Origin of the sequence: Smaragdicoccus niigatensis DSM 44881 = NBRC 103563 (assembly GCF_000380645.1) — a bacterium.
GTDB classification, from domain to species: Bacteria; Actinomycetota; Actinomycetes; order Mycobacteriales; family Mycobacteriaceae; genus Smaragdicoccus; species Smaragdicoccus niigatensis.
Genome location: NZ_AQXZ01000015.1, coordinates 57,245 through 79,105 on the forward strand (window position 1 = coordinate 57,245; position 21,861 = coordinate 79,105).

24 protein-coding genes are annotated in these 21,861 nt (G+C 63.9%); 8 read left to right on the top strand and 16 right to left on the bottom strand.

Annotation, left to right across the window (positions count from 1 at the left end; translation table 11 throughout):
• Genes F600_RS0108765 through F600_RS0108775 form a run of 3 tightly spaced genes read right to left on the bottom strand, consistent with a single transcriptional unit; the run spans position 1 to position 2,131 of the window.
• On the bottom strand, positions 1-759 hold the full coding sequence (locus F600_RS0108765) for a putative protein N(5)-glutamine methyltransferase (RefSeq protein ID WP_018160231.1): 759 nt from the start codon (positions 757-759) through the stop codon (positions 1-3).
• Positions 752-1,159, bottom strand: coding sequence for a plastocyanin/azurin family copper-binding protein (locus F600_RS30255; RefSeq protein WP_162141406.1), 408 nt, complete (start codon positions 1,157-1,159; stop codon positions 752-754). Before F600_RS30255 ends, F600_RS0108765 begins: the two co-directional genes overlap by 8 nt.
• 60 nt (positions 1,160-1,219) lie before the next feature.
• Positions 1,220-2,131 (bottom strand): cation diffusion facilitator family transporter, encoded by a 912-nt coding sequence (locus F600_RS0108775; protein WP_026306321.1) that lies wholly within the window; start codon positions 2,129-2,131, stop codon positions 1,220-1,222.
• A 148-nt stretch (positions 2,132-2,279) separates the two neighbouring features.
• Here F600_RS0108775 and F600_RS0108780 point away from each other — a divergent pair, with 148 nt between their 5' ends.
• Both F600_RS0108780 and F600_RS0108785 read left to right on the top strand, forming a co-directional pair.
• Positions 2,280-3,608, top strand: a complete 1,329-nt coding sequence (locus tag F600_RS0108780) for a UDP-glucose dehydrogenase family protein (protein WP_026306322.1) — start codon at positions 2,280-2,282, stop codon at positions 3,606-3,608.
• A gap of 187 nt (positions 3,609-3,795) precedes the next feature.
• Positions 3,796-4,590 carry a hypothetical protein gene (locus F600_RS0108785; protein WP_018160235.1) on the top strand — a complete coding sequence of 265 codons (795 nt, stop codon included), beginning with the start codon at positions 3,796-3,798 and terminating at the stop codon, positions 4,588-4,590.
• Between the two features lie 14 nt (positions 4,591-4,604).
• Here the strand turns inward: F600_RS0108785 and F600_RS0108790 are convergent, their stop codons facing one another.
• Positions 4,605-6,815, bottom strand: coding sequence for an ATP-dependent DNA ligase (locus tag F600_RS0108790; protein ID WP_018160236.1), 2,211 nt, complete (start codon positions 6,813-6,815; stop codon positions 4,605-4,607).
• Between the two features lie 208 nt (positions 6,816-7,023).
• Here F600_RS0108790 and F600_RS0108795 point away from each other — a divergent pair, with 208 nt between their 5' ends.
• Both F600_RS0108795 and F600_RS0108800 read left to right on the top strand, forming a co-directional pair.
• Positions 7,024-8,208: a glycoside hydrolase family 183 protein gene (locus F600_RS0108795; RefSeq protein WP_018160237.1), complete on the top strand. Its 1,185-nt coding sequence runs from the start codon at positions 7,024-7,026 to the stop codon at positions 8,206-8,208.
• A gap of 4 nt (positions 8,209-8,212) precedes the next feature.
• On the top strand, positions 8,213-8,749 hold the full coding sequence (locus tag F600_RS0108800) for a PadR family transcriptional regulator (protein ID WP_018160238.1): 537 nt from the start codon (positions 8,213-8,215) through the stop codon (positions 8,747-8,749).
• Here the strand turns inward: F600_RS0108800 and F600_RS0108805 are convergent.
• The 5 genes from F600_RS0108805 to F600_RS0108825 all read right to left on the bottom strand — a co-directional run bounded on the left by F600_RS0108805 (position 8,746) and on the right by F600_RS0108825 (position 12,172).
• Positions 8,746-9,690, bottom strand: a complete 945-nt coding sequence (locus F600_RS0108805) for an NAD(P)H-dependent flavin oxidoreductase (protein WP_018160239.1) — start codon at positions 9,688-9,690, stop codon at positions 8,746-8,748. The two genes, F600_RS0108800 and F600_RS0108805, sit on opposite strands and share 4 nt — an antisense overlap.
• 185 nt (positions 9,691-9,875) lie before the next feature.
• On the bottom strand, positions 9,876-10,079 hold the full coding sequence (locus F600_RS0108810; RefSeq protein WP_018160240.1) for an antitoxin: 204 nt from the start codon (positions 10,077-10,079) through the stop codon (positions 9,876-9,878).
• Between the two features lie 66 nt (positions 10,080-10,145).
• On the bottom strand, positions 10,146-10,319 hold the full coding sequence (locus tag F600_RS0108815) for an antitoxin (protein ID WP_018160241.1): 174 nt from the start codon (positions 10,317-10,319) through the stop codon (positions 10,146-10,148).
• A gap of 81 nt (positions 10,320-10,400) precedes the next feature.
• Entirely contained in the window at positions 10,401-11,405 is a 1,005-nt protein-coding gene (locus F600_RS0108820; RefSeq protein ID WP_370670707.1) for an MBL fold metallo-hydrolase, read from the bottom strand.
• Positions 11,406-11,446: 41 nt separating this feature from the next.
• The gene (locus F600_RS0108825) at positions 11,447-12,172 is read right to left on the bottom strand and encodes an enoyl-CoA hydratase (protein ID WP_018160243.1); all 726 of its coding nucleotides are present in this window, start codon (positions 12,170-12,172) and stop codon (positions 11,447-11,449) included.
• 279 nt (positions 12,173-12,451) lie between these two features.
• Between F600_RS0108825 and F600_RS27555 the strand changes: the two genes are divergently transcribed.
• Genes F600_RS27555 through F600_RS0108840 form a run of 3 tightly spaced genes read left to right on the top strand, consistent with a single transcriptional unit; the run spans position 12,452 to position 14,804 of the window.
• On the top strand, positions 12,452-12,823 hold the full coding sequence (locus F600_RS27555) for a hemophore-related protein (RefSeq protein WP_018160244.1): 372 nt from the start codon (positions 12,452-12,454) through the stop codon (positions 12,821-12,823).
• Positions 12,824-12,843: 20 nt separating this feature from the next.
• Positions 12,844-13,527 (top strand): response regulator transcription factor, encoded by a 684-nt coding sequence (locus tag F600_RS0108835; RefSeq protein ID WP_026306325.1) that lies wholly within the window; start codon positions 12,844-12,846, stop codon positions 13,525-13,527.
• Positions 13,524-14,804, top strand: coding sequence for a sensor histidine kinase (locus F600_RS0108840; RefSeq protein WP_018160246.1), 1,281 nt, complete (start codon positions 13,524-13,526; stop codon positions 14,802-14,804). The genes F600_RS0108835 and F600_RS0108840 overlap by 4 nt, the downstream gene beginning before the upstream one ends.
• On the opposite strand, the gene F600_RS0108845 is transcribed toward F600_RS0108840, so the two are convergent.
• The 5 genes from F600_RS0108845 to F600_RS0108865 all read right to left on the bottom strand — a co-directional run bounded on the left by F600_RS0108845 (position 14,801) and on the right by F600_RS0108865 (position 19,118).
• A complete protein-coding gene (locus tag F600_RS0108845) occupies positions 14,801-16,021 on the bottom strand; it encodes a hypothetical protein (protein ID WP_018160247.1) in 1,221 nt (406 codons plus the stop codon). The genes F600_RS0108840 and F600_RS0108845 overlap by 4 nt on opposite strands.
• Positions 16,018-16,248, bottom strand: coding sequence for a hypothetical protein (locus F600_RS0108850; protein ID WP_018160248.1), 231 nt, complete (start codon positions 16,246-16,248; stop codon positions 16,018-16,020). The genes F600_RS0108845 and F600_RS0108850 overlap by 4 nt, the downstream gene beginning before the upstream one ends.
• An 85-nt stretch (positions 16,249-16,333) precedes the next feature.
• Positions 16,334-16,693 carry an FKBP-type peptidyl-prolyl cis-trans isomerase gene (locus F600_RS0108855; RefSeq protein ID WP_018160249.1) on the bottom strand — a complete coding sequence of 120 codons (360 nt, stop codon included), beginning with the start codon at positions 16,691-16,693 and terminating at the stop codon, positions 16,334-16,336.
• Positions 16,694-16,715: 22 nt separating this feature from the next.
• Positions 16,716-18,011, bottom strand: coding sequence for a citrate synthase (locus F600_RS0108860; protein ID WP_018160250.1), 1,296 nt, complete (start codon positions 18,009-18,011; stop codon positions 16,716-16,718).
• 180 nt (positions 18,012-18,191) lie between these two features.
• Complete coding sequence (locus F600_RS0108865) at positions 18,192-19,118, bottom strand: aldose 1-epimerase family protein (protein ID WP_018160251.1); 927 nt, start codon at positions 19,116-19,118, stop codon at positions 18,192-18,194.
• A 227-nt stretch (positions 19,119-19,345) separates the two neighbouring features.
• Here F600_RS0108865 and F600_RS0108870 point away from each other — a divergent pair, with 227 nt between their 5' ends.
• Positions 19,346-19,942 carry a hypothetical protein gene (locus F600_RS0108870; protein ID WP_156024495.1) on the top strand — a complete coding sequence of 199 codons (597 nt, stop codon included), beginning with the start codon at positions 19,346-19,348 and terminating at the stop codon, positions 19,940-19,942.
• A gap of 49 nt (positions 19,943-19,991) precedes the next feature.
• On the opposite strand, the gene F600_RS0108875 is transcribed toward F600_RS0108870, so the two are convergent.
• Together F600_RS0108875 and F600_RS0108880 are read right to left on the bottom strand one after the other, a co-directional pair.
• On the bottom strand, positions 19,992-20,930 hold the full coding sequence (locus tag F600_RS0108875; protein WP_018160253.1) for an MBL fold metallo-hydrolase: 939 nt from the start codon (positions 20,928-20,930) through the stop codon (positions 19,992-19,994).
• A gap of 23 nt (positions 20,931-20,953) precedes the next feature.
• On the bottom strand, positions 20,954-21,850 hold the full coding sequence (locus tag F600_RS0108880) for an oxygenase MpaB family protein (RefSeq protein ID WP_018160254.1): 897 nt from the start codon (positions 21,848-21,850) through the stop codon (positions 20,954-20,956).
• Positions 21,851-21,861 lie beyond the last annotated feature (11 nt).

Genomic DNA, 21,861 nt, shown 5'->3' on the forward strand with positions numbered 1-21,861 from the left:
TCACCACGGTAACCGGCATTCGATCGTGGTCGCCTCGAGCTCGTCGTCGGTGACGACCGTCGCGGACCATCCCGCGGCTACGGCAGCAGCGACTGCCGCCTCGGATTGACCCCGACTGGTTTCGAACAGGAATCGTCCCTTGGGGGTAATCCAGCCGGCCGCGTCGGCAAGTGCCTGACGTGCGATTTCGAGTCCGTCGACGCCTCCGTCGAGAGCACGCAGCGGCTCGTGCTCGCGCGCCTCGACCGGCATGGTGACAATCCGTGCGGTCGGAACGTAGGGCGGACTCATCGTGATCAGGTCAACCCTTCCCCGCAGGTCAGCAGGAATGCCGTCGAACAGATCAGCGCAATAAACCCGATTCGGATCAAGGTTCCGGCGCGCACATTCGACTGCAATCGGATCAATATCCGCACTGTGCGCGTCAACCGTTGGGAGTTCGCGCTGCAGGACAGCGGCCACCGCCCCCGAGCCGCAGCAGAGATCGAGGGCGACTCCCGGCTGCGCAGCTATCGCACGACGAACGAGCAATTCGGTCCGAGCGCGCGGCACGAACACCCCCGGAGTGACGACGACCCGAAGTCCACAGAATTCGGCCCATCCGAGGATCGTCTCGAGCGGCTCGCCTGCGACTCGACGCCGCAGCAACTCGTCGAGATGGGCGGACGAGGTCGCGGCAGCAACGATCAGCTCAGCTTCTTCCGCGGCAAAGACACAACCAGCCGCTCGGAGCTTTTCGACAACGTCTGGATCAGGCAACCGTGATCTTGACGTCCATGCCCAGGTCTTTGTGATCACCGACTGTGCACCACAACTCGTAGTCGCCCTTTTCGAGGTCAACGGTCAGCTCGGTCGTCTCACCGTTGTTGACCGTGCTCGACTTCACCTCGTCGACTCCGGGGCCTTTGATGGCGAGGTCGTGCGGACGCTGACCGTGGTTCATGACGACAAAGGTGTACCTGCCGGGCTTGAAATCCTGCTGCGACAGTTCGATCGAGTACTCCGACTCCATCACGTCGATCTTGGTGCCCGCCATGGTCGACATGCTGCTCGTCGCAGCAGATGTGGTGGCGGTGGATGATTCCTGGGAGTTGGAGCAGCCCGTCAGAGCGAGGGCGGCAATGGTCACGCAGGCAATCGCAAATCCCCGAATACGCATGCGCGCCACGATAACCGGAGCCCCTGCGAGCGGGGCCATTCTGCGGGAATCCGCAGGCGATCACCAGGTGAGTTCAGCACACCGGCGAGCGGCGTCCGCGCCTTCGACCTGGAGCGTTGCGTGCGGAATGTGGTGGTCGTGCGTGAGCAGGTCCTGGGCGAGCGCGAGGACGACATCGGCGTCGGCCCCGGCAGCGAGGATGAGGTGAACCGACGCCACCTCCATGCCCGAGGTCAGTGTCCAGATGTGCAGATCGTGCAGATCCGCGACACCGGGAAGCGCCTTGAGCGCGGCTGCGATCCCCTCGACATCGACGCCTTCAGGACTGTGCTGGAACAGGATTCGCAAAGTGCGGCGGGCAATCGTGAAGGTTCGTGGCAGCACCCACACACCCACCGCGACACCGATGATGATGTCGGCGTAGCGCCAGCCGGTGAACAGCGTGATCGTTGCTGAAACCAGAACCCCGACGGTTCCGACGAGGTCAGCGATCACCTCGAGGTACGCGGCCTTCATGTTGAGGCTTTCCTGCGAGCCGCTGCGCAGCAACATCGCCGACGCCATGTTCGCGACCAGGCCGATGCAACCGACGACGAGCACGGGTTTGGCATCCACCTGCGGCGGATCGCCGATACGCGTCAATGCCTCAAAAACGACATATATCGCGACGGCGAACAAAAGGACCGCATTGACCAGCGCCGCAAGGACTTCCGCTCGGTAATAGCCGAATGTCCGCGCGTAGGTTGGTTCTTTTCGGCGGGCGAGCAAAACCGCACTCAATGCCATGCTGAGCCCGAGGACATCGGTCAACATGTGGGTCGCATCGGAGATCAACACCAGCGAATTGGTGAGCACCGCGAACGCGAATTCGATGAACATGAACGCAGCACTGATGGTCAACGCCATCGCCAACCGGGAGAGATGTCTCCCGGATGCGCTCTGCGGTGGCAGATGCGAATGATCGTGGCCCATTAGGCAAACCTATGCTGACGTGTTGGTAGCGACAAAGCGAACGAGTCGTGGCAAGCCTCACTCGCCGCGCGTTCACCCTCAGCCACAATTACAGTTTGCGCTTGAAACGTACAAACTCGAACGACCCCACGCGAACCGAAGAGGAAAAATGTCGAAGCGAGTCACGGTATTCGGCACGGGCTATCTAGGGGCGACGCACGCCGCTTGTATGGCCGAAATCGGTCATGAGGTTCTCGGTGTCGATATCGACGCCGCCAAGATCGCCAAGCTCGAAGCAGGAGAGGTCCCTTTCTACGAACCAGGCCTTGACGAGGTTCTCAAACGGAACATCGAGGCCGGTCGCCTGCGATTCACCACGTCCTACGAAGAGGCCGCCGCCTGGGGGGATATTCACTTCCTCGGTGTCGGCACGCCGCAGCGCCGCGGCGAATACGCCGCCGACCTGCGGTTCGTCAACTCTGTCGTCGAGAAGCTGGCGCCGCTGGTCACCAAGCCGGCCGTCATCTTCGGAAAGTCGACCGTCCCGGTCGGCACGGCCGCCAACCTGGGCGAACTCGCTCGCGAGCTCTCCCCCGCCGGCGAAGGCCTCGAGGTCGCCTGGAACCCCGAGTTCCTGCGTGAAGGTTTTGCCGTCGAAGACACCCTGCGCCCCGACCGGCTGGTTCTCGGCGTCGACCGCGATCGTCCGGGTCGTGCCGAAGAAGTGCTTCGCGAGATCTACGCCCCGATCCTCGAACTCGGAATGCCGTTCATCGTCACCGACCTCGCAACCGCGGAGCTGGTCAAGGTCGCCGCGAACTCGTTCCTGGCAACCAAGATCTCGTTCATCAACGCGATGGCGGAGTTGTGCGAGGCCGCCGGAGCGGACGTCACCGTTCTGGCCGACGCGATCGGTCACGACAAGCGCATCGGTCGTAAATTTCTCAACGCCGGCGTCGGTTTCGGCGGTGGCTGTCTCCCGAAGGACATCCGCGCCTTCATGGCCCGCGCCGGTGAGCTTGGCGCTGAGCACGCGCTGACGTTCCTCCGCGAGGTCGACAACATCAACATGCGTCGTCGCACGCGCATGGTCGAGATTTCGCGCGAACTCGTCGGCGGCTCGCTCCTCGGCTCGCGCGTCGCCGTCCTCGGTGCTGCCTTCAAGCCCGACTCGGACGACGTCCGCGACTCTCCCGCCCTCAACGTTGCTGGCCAGCTCCAGCTGCAGGGTGCAACGGTCAACGTCTTCGACCCGAAGGCGATGGAGAACGCCCGCCGTGAGTTCCCAACCCTCGGCTATAGCGCGAGCACCGAAGAGGCGTGCCAGGGCGCGGATCTGGTTCTGGTCGTCACCGAGTGGAAGCAGTTCCGCGAGCTCGTACCCGCCGACCTGAACAAGATCGTCCGCCGCAAGCGGATTTTCGACGGTCGTAACTGCATCGACCCGCAGGTATGGCGCGCGGCTGGTTGGACGTACCGCGGGCTCGGTCGGCCTTAGGCGCCAATATCCACACCTCACGCGAGAGCCGCGGCCAATATCGGCGCGGCTCTCGCGGCACGGGCAAGCCCCTGCCACGGCCGATCTGCATAACCGCCGGAATCAGGACAAATCGCAGTAGCATTCGCGGCATCGGCCAAATTAGCGCGAACTCGCGCGCGTCGGCACGCCGATTCTCAGGAGCGTCATGGCTACCCCTGTTCTTCGCCGCTGTGTCGTCGCCTCCGCAGTCGCCGCTGCCGGGCTCCTGGGTCCCGCGTTTGCCGGCGCTCAGGCTTCGGCCGCCCCGAACCTCTGTGTGTCGGTCAACGGTCACGCCGGACCGCAGTACGGCACCGCCCAATGCTCGAGCAACGGCCGTGGTTCGGTGGCAATCGCACGAGGTGACAACACGAGCGCGAACGCGGACGGCGACTTCAACCGCTCCGTCGCAACCGGCACCAATTCCAATGCGACCACCACTGGGGGCACGAGAAACACCGCCACCGCCCGAAACGGAAGTTCCGCGTTCGCCGGCGATGGCAACGGCAACACGTCGGTCGCAGACAACGGAAGCAGCGCTACAGCCCGGTTCGGCAACAACAACAAGGTCACCGCAAACAACGGAAGCACGGCCCAGGCGTTCGACGGCAGTGGCAACAAGGTCACCGCAAGCGATGGAGGCTTCGCCTCTACGCAAGCGGGGAACAACAACAAGGTCACCGCAAGCGGCACGGGCAGCGTGGCAAATATCGATGACGGTGACCGCAACACGGTGACGGCGGACAACGGCAGCCACGCATCTCTCACCGCTGATGACAGCACGGCAACCGCGGACCACAACAGCTCGGCATCGATCGGCGGTGGTGATCACAACACCGCCATTGCAGACAACAACAGCACGGCGGGTGTCTTGGACGGCTCCAACAACACTGCCATCGCGACCAACAACTGCACTGCGCAGACCCCGAGCGGGAGCAATCAGACCGTCGCCTGCCCCTGACGGTGGATCTGGTGTCACTTGTCTTCGCGCAGGCCCCGCCACGCCGGGTGCCGCAGCCGGCCGTCGGACGTCCACTCGGTGAACCGCACTTCGCCGACCAGCATGGGATCGACCCACGTCGCATCCTTCGCGTCCAGCGGCGGTAGCGGTTCTTCGAATGGACTGGTCTCGCGGCGCAGGGGTTCGAGCCGCTGCAGCAGATCCGCCATCGCTCGGTCGGTGAAACCGGTGCCCACCCGACCCGCGAACCGCAGTCCGTTCATCGATGGCGTGCCGACGAGGAGTGCGCCGATCGACCGTCCGCCCGCGCCTGGGCGCCAACCGCCGATGACAAACTCCTCGCTCTGCCAGTTCTTGGCTTTTATCCAGGTGTTCGCCCGCTTGCCCGGCAGGTAGGTCGAGTCTCGCCGCTTGGCGATGATGCCCTCCCAGCCCTGCTCCTCGCTGAACTTGTGGGCACTGGCTCCGTTGCCGTCGACCAGCGGGGGAACCTGAAGTGTCTCGGACAGCGACTTGACCGCTTCGAGAATCTTGCGCCGGTCCCGCCACGGCTTGTTGATCAGCGAGACCCCGTCGAGGAACAGGACGTCGAAGGCAATGAACTCGGCGGTCTTGCCCCCTTGTTGCAGGAGCCCGAAGTTAGTGGTCCCGTCCTGGCCACGCACGACGATCTCCCCGTCGAGAACCACATTGTGGCCTTCGAGCTCGCGCGCGATGACGCTGACCACGGGATAGCGATCGGTCAGGTCATTGCCGTTTCGGCTGCGTGCCACCGCACGCCCACCCGTGATCTCGACGACGAGCCGATACCCGTCCCACTTACCCTCGAACGCCCACTCGTCGGCGCTGAGCCGGTCGATCTCACCCGGACTCGCGAGCATCGGCGCAATCGGTGACGGCATCTCCGGGATGCGCTGGTCCCGCATGAAATGCATGAGCCATTGATCCCCCTGCGTGCGGATGAGCGCATAGCGGCCGGCCACCTTCTCACCACGAAGACGCACGATGACCTCGTCATCCCGCCACTTCTCGGTCTCGTACGTGCCGGTGTCCCAGATGGTCATCACGCCGGCGCCGTATTCGCCCTTCGGAATCGTGCCGGCGAAGGTCAGGTACTCGATGGGGTGGTCCTCGGTACGCACCGCGAGATGGTTCTCCTTGGCGGTTGTCGGCGGTCCTTTGGGCACCGCCCAGGAAGCGAGCACCCCGTCGCGCTCGAGCCGAACGTCGTAGTGCAGTCGCCGCGCGTGATGCTCCTGGATGACAAAGGAGTTGCCGCCCGCCTTACCGGTGACGCGGATCGGCATCGGCTCCGGCGTCTTCCGGGCGTCCCGCATGCTGCGGTATTTGTCGAGAGAATCCGACACCGGATCGAGACCGCGCAATAGGTCCCCATCGCGCCGATAGCGTTCGAGAACCTCATCGAACATCAAGTGGCGCAATGTGTCCGGGTTCTCGATCTCGGCCCACGTGCGTGGCGCGGCCGCGGTCGGCAGTGTGCGCCCGCGCATCGAATACGGCGCGATGGTGGTCTTGGACTCGTTGTTCTGGCTCCAGTCGAGAAACACCTTGCCGACCCGGACCGCCTTCGACATGTTGGACGTGACCAGGCGGGGATGCAGAGTCTCGAGGTTCCGTGCCACCTGCTTGGCGACCGTCGACGAACCGCCGGGGCTCAGCGCGCGATCGAGCGGAACGTAGATATGAATTCCTTTGCTCCCGCTCGTGACCGGAAATGCGGAGAACCCGATCTGCGCAACCATGTCCCGGACGGCCACCGCAACCTCGGCGCATTCGGTCAATCCGACACCGTCGCCAGGGTCGAGGTCGAATACGAGTCGTGTCGCCGGACCCATCCCCTCATCGGTGAATGTCCATTGCGGAACGTGAATTTCCAGAGACGCCTGTTGGCCCAGCCAGGCCAGTCCCGCCACATTTTCGATGATCGGATAGACCACTTCCCGATCCGAATGCGCGATCCCGCGGCGAGAAATCCACGACGGTGCATGCGCCACCAAATTCTTCTCGAAGAACGGCGGCTCATCCACGCCGTTCGGCCACCGGTTACGGGTGACTGGCCGACCGATGATATGCGGCAACATGGCCGGGGCGATCTCGACGTAATAGTCGATGACCTGGCCTTTTGTGGTTCCGGTTTCGGGATACAGCACCTTGTCCAGGTTTGTCACCTCAAGGCGGAGGTCCCCGAACGAAAGCGCCGTCACTCTAATAGCTTCGCAATCAGTCGGTTTTCACGATCCTAGGGCGGCGTCACCCTAGCGGCTTCGCCATTGATCGTGGTCGAGATCCAATTTCGCAGCCATAACGTTCTCATTCCACTGAATGACAGGTTCTGTTGCCGCGAAGTTCCTGCCAGCTACCTTTGCGTCAACTCGGAAATGCCACCAGCACCGAGTCATCAGCGAGGATGCAATGGACAAACTGCCGAGGCGGGCTGCGATCACCGCCGCGATTTGTTCAGCACTGGCCATGCCATTGCTGACGCCTCTCGCTGCCACCGCAGATCCGTGCGGCGGAAATGGCAGTGCGGGCGCGTTTGGCTGGTTCGGCGGTGGTGGGCAGAACACGAATCCCGCCGACGGTCCGGATTCGACCGGTAACAACGCGAAGTCCAACATCGTCGAATGGCTGACCGGACCCAAGAGCAAACAAGCCAGTGGCCTTGCCATCGGCGGCACCGACCTCGGCATTATGTGGGACAACGGCGTCAAGGGACCCAGCCACAAGGTTCTCGTCATGTTCGGCGACACCTTCAGTTGCACCGGCGACGGCAACCATCGCAGCAACGTCATGTTCCGCAGTCCGGATGCGAACCTGTCCGACGGCATGGCGATCCCCGGATCAGCATTCGGCTATGCGCAGGGCGGCGCGCCCATCGACCTCGGCGGCGGTTCCGCCCGGAAGATGATCGACTCCCTGCCGACCAACGCTCCCGAGATCACCGTCATCCCGACCGCAGGCATCGCGATCAACGACGGGGTGCAGGTTGTGAACTACATGTCGGTGCAGGCCTGGGGCCAACCCGGCTACTGGACGACGAACTACTCCGCCCTCGCCGTCTCCTACGACAACGGCGAGACGTTCACCTCCGTCCCCCGAACGATGCGGACCAACGACGGCGGAAACCAGAACTTCCAGATGGGCGCGTTCGTCAAGAAGGACGGCTACATCTACAGCTTCGGCACCCCACAGGGCCGTCAGGGTTCGGCCTACGTTTCGCGGGTCTCCGAGCCGAGGGTCTTCGAGCTCGAGCAATACGAGTACTGGAACGGGCAGAGCTGGGTCTCCGGCGATGCGTCGGCCGCAACCCCCGTCATGCGCGGTCCGATCGCCGAGATGTCGGTTGCCTGGAACGACTATCTCAAGAAGTTCATTTCGCTGACCTACGCGGACGGCAGCATCCAATTGCGGACTGCGGATGTACCGGAAGGCCCGTGGAGTGATCCGCGGTCGATCCTCGACGACGGACAACTGCCGGGCGGCTTCTACGGACCGTTCATCCACCCGTGGTCGTCCGGGCCGGACCTCTATTACACGTTGTCGCTGTGGTCGACGTACAACGTCTTGCTGATGCACACCCGTCTCGACGGTCAGTAACCCGGTGTCGCTGCCGCACGCCATTCTCACCGCTCTTCTCGAGAAGCCGTCGTCCGGACTCGAGGTCGCGCGCCGGTTCGACAAGTCCATCGGGTATTTCTGGTCGGCCACCCACCAGCAGATCTATCGCGAAATGAACAAGCTGGAAGCGGCCGGGCTCATCCGCGCGCGCGACACCGAAGTCGCCGCGCAAGGCCAGCGAAAGACCTATGAGGTACTCCCCGAGGGACGCGACGAACTCGTCCGGTGGGTCGGGGAATCACACGATCCGCGACCCTTGCGCGACCCGCTTCTGCTCCGCCTCCGCGCGGCCGCAACCGTGGGAATCGGCGGCCTCGAAGTCGAACTCGAGCGCCTACTCGCCCTGCATCAGGACGAACTGCAGACCTACCTCGGGATCGAACAGCGCGACTTCGCTGGTGAACTGACCGATGCCGGCAAACTGCAGCACATCGTGCTGCAGGCCGGTATCGGAATGCGGGTGTTCTGGGTCGAGTGGCTCACGTCGGCGTTGGAAACCGTCCGCAACCTCGAAGGTTAGGCGGTCTTCCCGACAAGCTGATCGACCGCGTCGTCGTACTGCACCTTGAGCTGGGCAACCAGGTCCGCGACGGAAAGGCTCTGCTTGATCGAGCCGATACCCTGGCCCGATCCCCAGATGTCCTTCCAGGCCTTCGCCTTGCTGTTGCCGCCCGAGCCGAAGTTCATGGCCGACGGATCAGACTCGGGCAGGGCGTCCGGGTCAAGACCGGCGGCCTCGATGCTGCCCCGCAGGTAGTTGCCGTGGATGCCGGTGAACAGGTTGCTGTAGACGATGTCCTTCGCAGTGGAGTCGACGATCATCTGCTTGTAGGCGTCGTCCGTGTTGGCTTCGGTGGTGCTCAGGAACGCCGAGCCGACGTAAGCGAGGTCCGCACCCGCAGCTTGCGCCGCGAGAACCGAACGGCCGTGTGCGATCGCGCCCGAGAGCAGCAGCGGACCGTCGAACCACTCGCGGATCTCCTGGACCAGCGCGAACGGCGACTGCGTCCCGGCGTGGCCGCCGGCGCCGGCCGCCACCGCGATGAGTCCGTCCGCACCCTTCTCGATGGCCTTGCGCGCGAACTCGTTCGTGATGACGTCGTGCAGGACGATTCCGCCGTACGAGTGAACGGCTTCGTTGACCTCCGGGCGTGCGCCCAACGAGGTGATGACGATCGGAACCTTATGCGCGACGATGACCTCCATGTCCGCCTCGAGGCGGGCATTCGACCGGTGCACGATCTGGTTGACCGCGAACGGCGCAAATCCTGCGGTCTCCTCCGCGATCCGGTCCAGCCACGCCGACAACAGTTCCGTCGATCGCGCGTTCAGCGCGGGAAACGAGCCGACGATTCCAGCCTGGCACTGCGCGATGACCAGTTCCGGTCCGGAGCAAATGAAGAGCGGCGAAGCCACGACCGGCAGAGACAGACTGGACGAGAGAGCGGGAGGCAGCGCCATTGCAGTTCCTTCTGGGACGGGCCGACAGTGCGTACCCAATTGACGTTCTGCCAACAACGCTAAGCGGTGGCACGAAGGTTATGCAACTAGTTGCAAAAGAACTGTGGCTGCCGTCACATCAGCCCTGGGACAGCACAAAGGCCACCAGGAACTCGTCCTGGTGGCCTTTGGGCGGCTGCGAAAGATCAGGCCTGGTTGCTCGGCGGAGCCGGGATGAACGCCTTGACGGTGTCCTTGCCCTTGGCGATGGTCTCCGAGTACTTGCCACCGGTCTTCTCGTCGACGAAGGCGCTCGCCTTGTCGAGGACGTCCTCGATCTTGTCCTTGTTCTCGCCCACGATGGTGATGCCCTGCTCGAGGAGCTGCTTCAACGTGTCAACTGCGGTCATTGCTGTCCTACCTTCTTGAAGATTCCGGGCACATGCGTCATACGTGCGCCCGGAGAGATTAGATCACTAGTCCTGAGCGAACTTCTTAGCCGCATCCTGGGCCTTGTCGACCATGGACTCGTACTTGCCCTCGGTCTTCTCATCAACGACGTCACCGACCTTGTCGATGGCACCCTCGACTTGCTCGGCATGCTCCTTCGCCAGATCCTTTGCCTTACCAACGAGGTCGCCGAAGCCCATGACATTCTCCAAACCGTGAGAGCCGCTGTTCGGTCACCAACCTTAGTGACGGCGCCATGATCTGGCGGAAGTTTCCGCGCATCAGGGACGGCTGAGACCGTCCCACCACACCTTCTGATCCCAGGTGTCGGAAAGGTCGGTTCGCTGCCCCGGCAGCGGCACCCGAACCGAGGTCCCGACCTTCTCGGCCGCGGCCAGCAACCGTTCGACGGGCTCGGTGTATCGGTGGAAAGCGAGGTTGAACGTGGCCCAATGGATGGGAATGAGCATCCCGGCCTGCGGACTTCCGCACAGCAGCGCATGCACCGCAACCGCTTCTTCCGGGTTCATGTGGATGTCCGGCCAGCGTCCGTCGTAGGCACCGATCGGCAGCAACGTCAGATCAAATGGGCCGAGCGTACGACCCGTATCGCTGAACCGCTGGGTGAATCCGGAGTCACCACCGAAGAACACCTTGTGGGTCATGCCGGCAAATGCCCAGGACGCCCACAGCGTCGTATTCCGCACGAGGCCGCGGCCGGAGAAATGCCGAGCCTCGGTACACGTCACCGTGAGTCCGGCGACCTGCTCGGCCTGATTCCAGTCGAGTTCTTCGATCCGGTCGCTCGGTACACCCCAGCGCCGGAGATGCGAACCGACGCCGATCGGCACGAAGAACGGTGCCTCCTGCAGGCGCGCGAGGTCGAGGATCGTCTGCTTGTCGAGGTGGTCGTAGTGATCGTGCGAGATCACGATGACGTCAACCTCGGGGAGTTCCTCGATCGCCATCGGCATCGGATGCAGCCGCGCCGGGCCGACGAGATGGGAGGGCGAACAACGCTCGCTCCAAATAGGGTCGACGAGAATTCGGTGTCCGTCGAGCTCGATGAGAGCGGTGGCATGGCCCAGCCACGTCACCGCGAGATCCGCCGGAGTGTCCGGAAGGTCGGGACTCGACAACGGGATATCCGCGGCCGGCAGACCGGTCTTCATGCCTTTGACGAACTCGACGAGAATCGGCCCGGTTCCCCGTAGAGAGATGACCTCCGACGGCTCCGAATTCTGGAACCGACGCCCCCTCGACGTGGCGACGCTGTTAGAACTCACAGAACAACTGTACGCAGCGGTAAACGCAGCGGGTATGGGAGCTACTGTCCCGTGAACTGCGGGGTGCGCTTCTCGGCGCGGGCGCGGCGGCCCTCCTGGGCGTCCTCGCTCGTCCAGGCGCGCAGCAACGCCGCGCGCTGCTCGGCCGGCTCCGGGTCCTGGGTGCCGTCGTCGTTGAGTGCCATCTTCATGTGCGCCAACGACAATGGCGCGAGTTCGGCGATCTTGTGGGCCCACGCGATGGCGTCTTCCCGGGTGCCGATCTTGTTGGCGAATCCGAGACGGTAGGCGTCATCGGTGAAGATCGGCTCGAGTCCGAGCAGCATCGTACGGGCCGGACCAGGACCGATGAGCTGCATCAGGCGATGGATCGTCCAGCGGTCGACAGTGACGCCGATCTTTGCTGCCGGGATGCCGAAAACCGTGCCGGGTGCCACGACGCGCAGGTCCGAAGCCAGTGCCAGCTGCACGCCACCACCGAGCGCGGCGCCGTGGATGGCGGCGATCACCGGAACGGGAACCGAATCGATCGTGTGATTGAGCTCGAGAAGCCGCTCGAGGAACTTCTCCGAGAAGACCTGGTTGAGGTCGGCTCCGGCGGAAAAGACCTTGCCCTGGCCGCACAGAACGATGACGCGCGACTCTTCGGCACACGTGGTGATGGCTTCCTGCAGTTTCTCGACCATCTCGTCGTTCAGCGCATTGCGCGCCTCATCGCGCTGCAGCTCGATGATTGCGACGGCACCATCACGTTCAATTCCGATCACAAGGGCTGAACCTAATGGGAAGAGATTGCTCGTGTCTATCCGCCCCGCGGGAGCGCCGCGGGTTCGGCTCGAGCCCAAACACACCCCTAACGTGCAGCCGAACCCCGACCAGCAGCAAGTTCTCGGTGCATCTGCGCGCTTGGGGTGCAAGTCCTGGGCACCCGCCGAAACGCACCTGAATGATGACTCTCACAGACCTCTCACAATTGGTTCACCGACCCCACAATCGTCATCCATACCGTTGCTCTCGTAGTTGTTGACACAACCGAGGAGCTTGGAATGAAGCGCATGAAATATGTCCTGATGGGTGGACTGGTGGCTGCTGCCGCCGCGCTTACCGTCACCGGCGTCGCCTCCGCAGACGCGCCGAGCGGAAACCATCCGCTGCTCAGCACCACCTGCAGTTACGACCAGGTCGTTTCCGCTATGAAGGCGAACAACCCGAAGGCCGAGGCCCGCTTCGAAAAGCACCCGAAGGCCCAAGAACGTCTCAAGAAGATCCTGGCGATGACCCCGGCGGACCGTCAGAAGAAGTACGACGAGCTCAAGGAGAAGCACCCCAAGGCGGCTGAGCGTCTGGCCAACGGCCCGAAGCACGAGAAGGCGCGCGCGGTGCTCAACAAAGCCCTGGAGACGTGCGGAAGCCACTGAGCAACAGCGACAATCGTTCGGTGAACTCACCCACGGCAACCGTCCTGGTCGTTGACGACGACCAGGACGTTCGCATGTCCGTCGAACGTGCCCTTCGCCTGTCGGGATTCACCGTGTTCACTGCGGCCGACGGCGCCGCCGCGCTCCGTAGCGTGAGCGAGCACTCCCCCGACGTCATCGTCCTCGACATGAACATGCCGCTCCTGGACGGCACCGGAGTCGTCACCGCGCTGCGCGCGATGGGCAACGACGTTCCGATCTGCGTTCTGAGCGCCCGGAACTCCGTCGACGACCGCATCGCCGGGCTCGAAGCCGGCGCCGACGACTACCTCGTGAAACCCTTCGTTCTCGCCGAACTCGTGGCGCGGTTGAAAGCACTGTTGCGGCGACGGCCGGAGACTGCGGTCAGCGATCAGCTCATCCGCGTCGGCACGGTCGAGATCGATCTTCCGGGCTACCGTGTGTTCCGCGATGGTGCCGAAATTCCGCTGACCAAGCGCGAATTCGAACTCCTGGCGACGCTCGCCAACAACCGCGGCGTCGTCCTGAGCCGGACGCGGCTGCTCGAGTTGGTGTGGGGCTACGACTTCGACGCCGACACCAACGTCGTCGACGTGTTCGTCGGCTACCTGCGCCGCAAGCTCTCGGCGGGCGGCCCCGAAATTATCCACACCGTGCGTGGCGTCGGGTACGTGCTGCGATGAGGCGCGGTCAGTCGCTCCGAACCCGCGTCGCGTTGGCGGCCGCGCTCGGCGCGACGATCATCGTGGCCGTCACGTTCGCCGTCATGTACAAGGCGATCGCCCGAAGCAATCTCGAGCAGGTCGACCGACGCCTGACGACTGCGTCCCGGTTGGTGCTTCTCGATCCGTCCAACGTCGTCGCGTTCGTCGCCGCAAATCGCGGTGCCGGCGAGGTGTCGGTGACGGTCCGGCACTCCGGTGAGCCGACCAGTTCCGACATCGAACTACCGCAGTTGGCGGACGGTCGAGCCACGGTGGAGGTCGGCGGAAGGCCGTATCGGCTGCTCACCGTTTCGCGACCCCGGCTCGACGACGTCGTCACCTTGGGACTGCCTCTCAAGGAAGTCACCATCCAGACCAACAAGCAACGACAACGGGTTCTGGCTGCCGGGATCGCGGCGATCGCCGCCGCGGCCGGACTGGGTTGGGCGCTCGGCGGCCGGGCGCTGCGCCCCATCGCCCGGCTGACCTCCTGGGTCCATTCCCACCCACAAACCGGGCCGCCACCGAAATCCGGCGTGCGCGAGGCCGACGAACTCTCCGACGCGCTCGCCACAATGAACAAACGGTCCGCCTCGTCCTTGGAGACCGCCCGGGACTTCGCCGCGGCGGCGGCGCATGAATTGCGCACTCCGCTGACCGCGATGCGCACCAACGTCGACGTGCTTCGGACCATGGACCTCGATCGCGCTGCTCGCGAAGAGGTGCTCGCCGATCTCGATCGCACACAGGCCCGTATCGAATCCACGTTGCGGGCACTCGAGCAACTCGCGGTTGGGGACCTGGCTTCGCCCGCCAGCCGCGTCGAAGCCGATCTCGCTGAGCTGTGCGATCGCGCCGCGCACGATGCCGCACGCGCGATGCCCGATCTTGCCGTCGAACTAGACGTCGACCCGGAACTCGTCGTCCTGGGCTTCCCGGCCGGCCTGCGACTCGTCGTCGACAACGCGCTGACCAATGCCCGCCGCCATGGGAATGCCACGCGCGCAATCGTTTCCGCACATCGCCAGCCCACCGGCCGGGTGGTGTTGGCGATCGACGACGACGGCACCGGAATCCCGCGGGGCGATCGCCAACGGGTGTTCGAACGCTTCGTTCGCGGTACCGGCGCCGCACCGGGCGGCTCCGGACTCGGACTCGCACTCATCGCACAGCAGGCCGCACTCCATGGCGGACGTGCCTGGATCGAGGACAGCTCGCTCGGCGGCGCGAGGCTCGTCGTCGAACTTGCTGGCTAGTCCTCGATTTCGGCGAGCAGCGGACCGAGGTGCTCACCCAGACCGGTGTCCGCGAGCTGCAGCCGGATCAACCGCATATCGCGCGGGGTGATGAACGGCAGCCACGCCCTGCCGATCAAGGACTGCACCTCGGGCTCCTGCGCGGCGACCGTGCGCAGCAGCGGCAACCACATCCCGAGTTCGGTCAAGTAGTGACCGTGTACCTGGAGCGCCGTGGGATCGGCGGCCGACAGCACTTCGAGCGCCAGCACCTGCGACGGTTTCGGCATGAACTCGAGAATCTCGACGAGGCCCTTCCACAACGCCTGGTCGAGGTTGCGGGTCACGGTCTCGACGATCTTCGCGAGAATGTCGGGTTCATTGATTACCGGAGTCTGCGCGACTCGGACGCGGTCCTCGGGATGAATCACGCCTCCGACCCGGATGACGTCGGCGGCGTACCCCTCCTCAACCCAGAATCGAGCCAGTTTCGGCACGAGGTCCGGACCGCGGTCAAGCAGTGCCTTCACCGCATCGGCCGCGACGCCCGGTTCGCAGCGCGCGATGACCGAGAGGGCGGCGATCATCAACTCGTCGTCATCGGCCGCGTCGAGGTGATCCAGGATTGCGTCCACGCGTTCCGGGGCGTTATCGAGCACGAACCGCAGGACTCGGTTGGCGAGATCGGGTGACAACGCGTACGCCGCGGCCTTGATCGCCTCGGAGTCGTCAAACTCGCCCGCGCACACCGCGTCACCGAGCATGTCGGGCGCCGCCATGATGAGGCTCGCGGCGGTGATGTAGTCGCGGCGGTTGAGAATCTCGCGAGCGACGTTGATGACAACCTGGGGATCGACGATCGGTGCGATCGCCACAACGGCCCGCGGATCGATGTGCGGTGCAACCTGGGCGGCATACTTCGGGTCCACGAACCGCAGGAGCGCGGCGCTGCGCTTGGGATGGTGGGTACCGAGCGCTCCGATGGTTCGTCCGGCGAGGCGAGGGGGCACCCGCTTCTGCGCGAATCGCGCGGCCAGGCGCAATGGCGCGGCGGGAGCAAGGGTCGCGACTCGGCCGAACGTGTGTGCCAAGTCGTCGTGGAACACCCGCGAGATCCGCTCCCGGAGGTCGGCGACGTTCTCGGCGCTGAGGCGTTCGAGGTGCGCGAGGCTCTCCGGACTGATTTCCAACAGTCGAGCGAGAAGGACCACCTGGCCGTGCGTCACCAGGCTGTTCACAGGTTCAGCCCCTGGCTGATCACGAGCCCCTTGATCAACGGGCGGAGGAACCTGGGGAAGCCGACGAGCGACGCTTCGATGTCAGCGGCGATCTCGTCGCGTTCGAGCACCCGCACCGCGCGGATCGATTCGAGCAGTTGCGCGCACTCCGAGTCGGACAGGAGCCCGAGGGACTGCACCGAGCTACCCAGCAGGTGGTCCAATTCGAGGCGCGCGCTAACGCTCATGCCGTCATGATGCCGCAAAGATCATTGCGGCAGATCAAAAACGCCCGGTCCGAGGACCGGGCGTTTGATGGCTATTGCGCCAGGACTAACGCGTGGCGAGCAGGTCGATCACGAAAACGAGCGTCTTGCCCGACAGACGGTGGCCGCTACCAGCCGGACCGTAGGCCTGCTCCGGCGGAATCGTGAGCTGGCGACGACCGCCGACACGCATACCCGGGATGCCGTCCTGCCAGCCCTTGATCAGTCCACGCAGCGGGAAGGTGATCGATTCGCCGCGGTTCCACGACGAGTCGAACTCCTCGCCGGACTCGAATTCGACCCCGAGGTAGTGGACCTCGACGGACGCACCCGGCTGCGCCTCGGCTCCCTCACCGACGACCAGATCCTTGATGACCAACTCCGACGGGGCCGGGCCATCCTGGAACTCGACTTCAGGCTTGCTCATTACGGAATTCCTCCAGAGAAGTTCAGCGGCGCTTGGCCGGGATGTAGTTACGTTCGCCGTAACCGGTGTAGATCTGGCGCGGGCGGCCGATCTTCATCGGCTCCTCGTGCATCTCCCGCCAGTGCGCGACCCAGCCGGGCATCCGGCCGAGGGCGAACAGCACGGTGAACATGCGGGTCGGGAAGCCCATCGCACGGTAGATGAGGCCGGTGTAGAAGTCGACGTTCGGGTACAGCTTGCGTGCGATGAAGTAGTCGTCGGTCAGCGCGGCCTCTTCGAGAGCCTTCGCGATGTCCAGGAGCTGGTCGTCGCCGCCGAGCTTGGCGAGGATCTTGTCCGCGGCCTTCTTTACCAGCGCAGCGCGTGGGTCGTAGTTGCGGTAGACGCGGTGTCCGAAGCCCATGAGCTTGACACCGTCTTCCTTGTTCTTGACCTTGCGGACGAACTCGGAGACGCTGATGCCGCTCGAACGGATGTCCTCGAGCATCTCGAGAACGGCCTGGTTGGCACCACCGTGGAGCGGGCCCCACAGCGCGTTGATGCCGCCCGAAACCGAGGTGAACAGGTTCGCGTCCGACGAACCCACGAGGCGCACCGTCGAGGTCGAACAGTTCTGCTCGTGGTCGGCGTGCAGGATGAGCAGCATGTCAAGCGCGGCCGCGACCTCGGGGTCGAGGTCATACTTCTCGGCCGGAAGACCGAAGGTCATGCGCATGAAGTTCTCGACGAGACCCAGCGAGTTGTCCGGGTAGAGGAACGGCTGGCCGATCGACTTCTTGTAGGCGTAGGCCGCGATCGTCGGGAACTTGGCGAGAAGGCGGATCGTCGACAGCTCGACCTGTTCCGGGTCGTGCGGGTCGAGCGAGTCCTGGTAGTACGCCGACAGCGCGTTGACCGCACTGGAGACGACCGGCATCGGGTGCGCATTGCGCGGGAAGCCGTCGAAGAAACGCTTCAGGTCCTCGTGCAGCATGGTGTGCCGACGGATCTTGTTGGTGAATGCTTCGAGCTGCTGCGTGGTCGGCAGTTCGCCGTAGATGAGCAGGTAGCTGACCTCGATGAAGGTCGACTTCTCGGCCAGCTGGTCGATCGGGTAGCCGCGGTACCGGAGGATGCCCGCGTCACCGTCGATGTAAGTGATCGCCGACTTGGTCGACGCGGTGTTCACGAAGCCCTGGTCCAGAGTGGTGTACCCGGTTGACGACAGCAACTTCCCGAGCTCGAACCCGTCGTTTCCCTCGGTGGCCTTGACCACCGGCATCGTGTACTCGCCACCTGGGTAGCTGAGGGTGAATTTCGCGTCGTTCTCAGCGGGCACGGATGATCCCTCTCAACTTGAGCTCGTTCGGCATGAACGCCGGTTCAGTGTTCATGCGGGCTAACCGCTTACGCTAGCCGTTGTCGACAAGCGCCGATAAATCAGGGTAAATGCATGCCTGTTGCAGGCACGTTTCGTGAGGCTCACGGTACCTGCGATTCGGCGTGATTGTTCACTGCTTCACGAGACCGCATGGATTCCCCATGATCCCGCCCACATCTGGCCCGGTTCCAGAATCACCAGGTCCGTGCCGGAGTTAAACGCGTTGGCAGGGCACGACATTGGCTCGATCGCCAACGCTCGCCCGCGGTTCGGGTACGCCTGCCCCTTCTCCGGATCAGCGGTGAAGATCTGCACCCAGCGCAGGCCCTCGTCGGCCCACAGAACTGTCCCATTTCCATCGGGTGCGCGCAGCACATAGCGCGCTCGACCGTCGTATTCACGTGCGATGTGGGTGAACGGTGTGTCGAGCCACACGCCCGCCAGCTTGCGGGGTTCAGAGAAGTCGAAATCCGTGCCGGCGACGGGCACGAGATCGCCGACGGGAACGAGTCGGTCCGGGTCGAGATCTGCGCGCACGCCCACATGGAATTCGAGAGTGCACTCGTCGAGCGGCACGTCACCGACCCGCGCGAAGCTGTGCATTCCGAAGCCGAAGGGGGCCGCGGTCTCGCCGATGTTCGTGGCCGTGTGCGTTGCGGTGAGTCCGGACGCATTCAATTCATACGTCACGCCGAAACGCATCGGGAATCCCCAGCCCGGTTCATCGCCGACCTCGATCGTGAGCTCGACGCGAGACTCGCTATGGCTCAAGAGATCCCAGTCACGCCGACGCACCAGCCCGTGACTTGCATTGTTTCGTGCGGGTTCAGTGATCTCGAGGTCATGGTCGACGCCGGCGAACGTGAATTTTCCGTCGAGCACGCGGTTCGGCCACGGCGCAAGAATCAGGCCCGCAGACAACGGGGGCTTCTCCCCCGCCGGCCAGGTCTCGGTGAGCGGCCAGGGCTGCCCGTCCTTCTCGGTCTCGAGTGCACGCAGGCCAGCGCCCGTCGCGGCGATGTCGGCTCGATATGACCCGAACGCGATGGGGTAAGTCGTCGGCATGGGTTCAAGTTTCGCGGGTGAGCTTGATGGATGCGGGGCGAATCCGCTATTCGATCAGGTGACTCCTGCGAGACAGTCACCCGTTGCGCGGGCCCCGGGCGACCCGCGGACGGTTTTGGAGAACCTGGGCGTTTTGGAGAACCCCCGTGTAAAACCGACATATCGCCCGACAAAGACTTCGTCTGTTCCAGGGCTGCGCACTGTCCCCCCGAACTCAAAGGTTCCTCATGTCTCGATCTGTCGTCCGTTGGTCCGGCCGTATCAGCGCTGCCGTTGTGGGAGTAGCCCTCAGCGGCGGACTGCTCGGAGTACTCCCGAGCGCGAATGCCGCACCCAACGGGTGCGTCTCGGTGAACGGTCATCAAGGTCCCAAGTACGGAACCGCCGAGTGCGCCAGCAGTGGGCGGTTCTCCGTTGCGATCGCCAATGGCAATGACAGTGAGGCAGTTGCCACCGGCGATTTCAACCGCGCGACCGCGAACGGCGAAGGCGCCCTTGCCTACGCCGAAGACGGCAGCCACAACTCAGCGACTGCGAAGGGCGACTACGCGGGTGCCTACGCCACGAGTGGCAACAACAACACAGCGACTGCGAAGGGCGACAGAACAACCGCTTTCGCCGGAGTCGGCGACAACAACACCGCCACTGCCACCGCCTACAACAGCAGAGCAGTGTCCGAGGTCGGCAGCAACAACGTCGTGAAGGCCACGGCACGAGACTCCCGGGCCGAGAATGTCAACGGCAGCAACAATCGACTCACGGCCCGCACTCCCGGGTGCACGGTCTCCAACGTCGGCTCCGACGGGCAGACCCTGAGCTGCTGAAACCCTGGTGTCTTCGGGGCGAACAATTCATTCGCCAACTGCTGAGGAGTCAGGCCACGACCCCGAAGCGCGGTAGCGCGGCGACCGTGACATCGGGCAAGACGGCCCGGATCTCGTCCGCGACCCACGCCAGATTGGTCTGGGGGAGAAATCCGATGGGATCTTCGAGTGTGGCGAAAAAGTCGTCGTAGTGCATCGGCACGACAGTTTTGGGTCGCAACCGCGTGAGCACCCGCTCCCAGTAGTTCGGCGTGAAATTTCGGCCGGCTATGCCGGCGAGGAAGATGTCGACGTCGCGGTCCCGCACCGCGTCGTCGACGAGGTCCGCGCTCCCCTGGTGGTAGATGACGATGCCGGCGACCGCAATGCGAATGCCCCAGGTCTGACCGCACTTGTAGTGCGGTGCGGACATCTGTTCGAGGGAGGTGGCGTCCGTGTCGCCGTCCATCGGGATACTGAGCCCCAGCACCAGCTTCGAATGGACACTCGGCGTGAAGGACACCTCAAACGGACCCAGCTGGTATCGGTAGTACGGCTCAGCGGTCACCGCCTGCCCGGCCAGCCCGTGTAGCGCCATCTGGTTTGCGAGCGACGTTGACCCGTACGCGGCGCACCCGAATCGGCGTGCGAAAGCGGGAGCATCCAGCGAGTGGTCCCAGTGGGCGTGACCGCAGGCAATACCGACGACCTTCCCGCGCGGATCGAAGGCCGCGATCCGCTCCGGGTCCGGCAGGACCGTGCGCCGGAGCACGAGATCCTTGATCGGAAAACGCGAGACGAACGGATCGATCAGCAGCGTCTGGCCTTCGAAGGTGAGGCGGTATCCGGCCACTCCGAGCCATTCGAGCTCGAGCCCAACGGGAAGCTCCACCGGCACTCTTTCCAGCTTCGCCAGCGCCGCGAGGTCGGCGCGATGGTGCTGGGACCTGGTCATCCGGTAGTGCGCCAACTCGACTGCGTGCCGAGCCGCCGTAACGGCCTCCCACATCTGAAACCCTCCCAGGACTGAAGTCAGGCCTTCGGCTGGTAGCCCATCGCGGAAATGTCTGGGTCCTCACCAAGCCTGCTGAAGCTTGTCACCCAGCTGGCATCGAGCCGGTGAAACGCCCCGAGTCGTGCGGTTGCCAATACCTTCACGATCGGGTTCATGGCGAATTTTCCGACGGGGAGAGGGCTGTCGAAAAGACACAGTTCCCGAACCTCCGCGCTCGTCCCTTCGATAAGGAGTTCTCGAACCGCGGGCCGCAGCGGTAGCGGAACGTATTCGGACACCCCTTTGATCAGCCCTTTGAACGATTCGTGCGCTGCTTCTGATGGCTCGAACCAGCGCTTTTCGTAGTCGTCGATCCAGGTCAGAAACTCTTCGCGGGTTTCGGGTACATCCTTGAGTCGCATCGCCTTACCGACGCCCACCCAGAAGTGAAACCGCGCCTCGTTCTCCTTGTCGGAGAACCACTCGTGTCCGTAGTTCTTGGCGAATCGCTCTTGGTCGAAGATCAGCATTCCCAGCACGTGGACCTGCGTCTCGTTGCCGATGCCTTTGACGGTGCGGTGGATGTCCTGCACGCGGTCGTAAATTCCCTGAGCTTTGTCAGTTCCGAATCCATAGCGCATGAAGAGTCCGAAGAACGCCAGAGTGTCGACGTCACGCCGGGCCGATGCCACGATCTGGTCCCCTTCACCGTTTCGCCAGATCCGGTGCGCAACAGCTGGATTGCCAAGAGTCCTGGCAAATCCGGCGGAGTATCCGAGGTACCCCAGCAACGGAGGCGTGAGTACCTCCATGCTCAGATGCGTGATCTCGACGGCGTTGTCGACCGGGTCGAGTTCGTCGATCATCTGTTTGACCTCGAGGCCGCTGGCGCGGCGAGCTTCGTAGTACTGCTGCAGCGGCGCGGAATTGCTCATAGGCGCAGGTT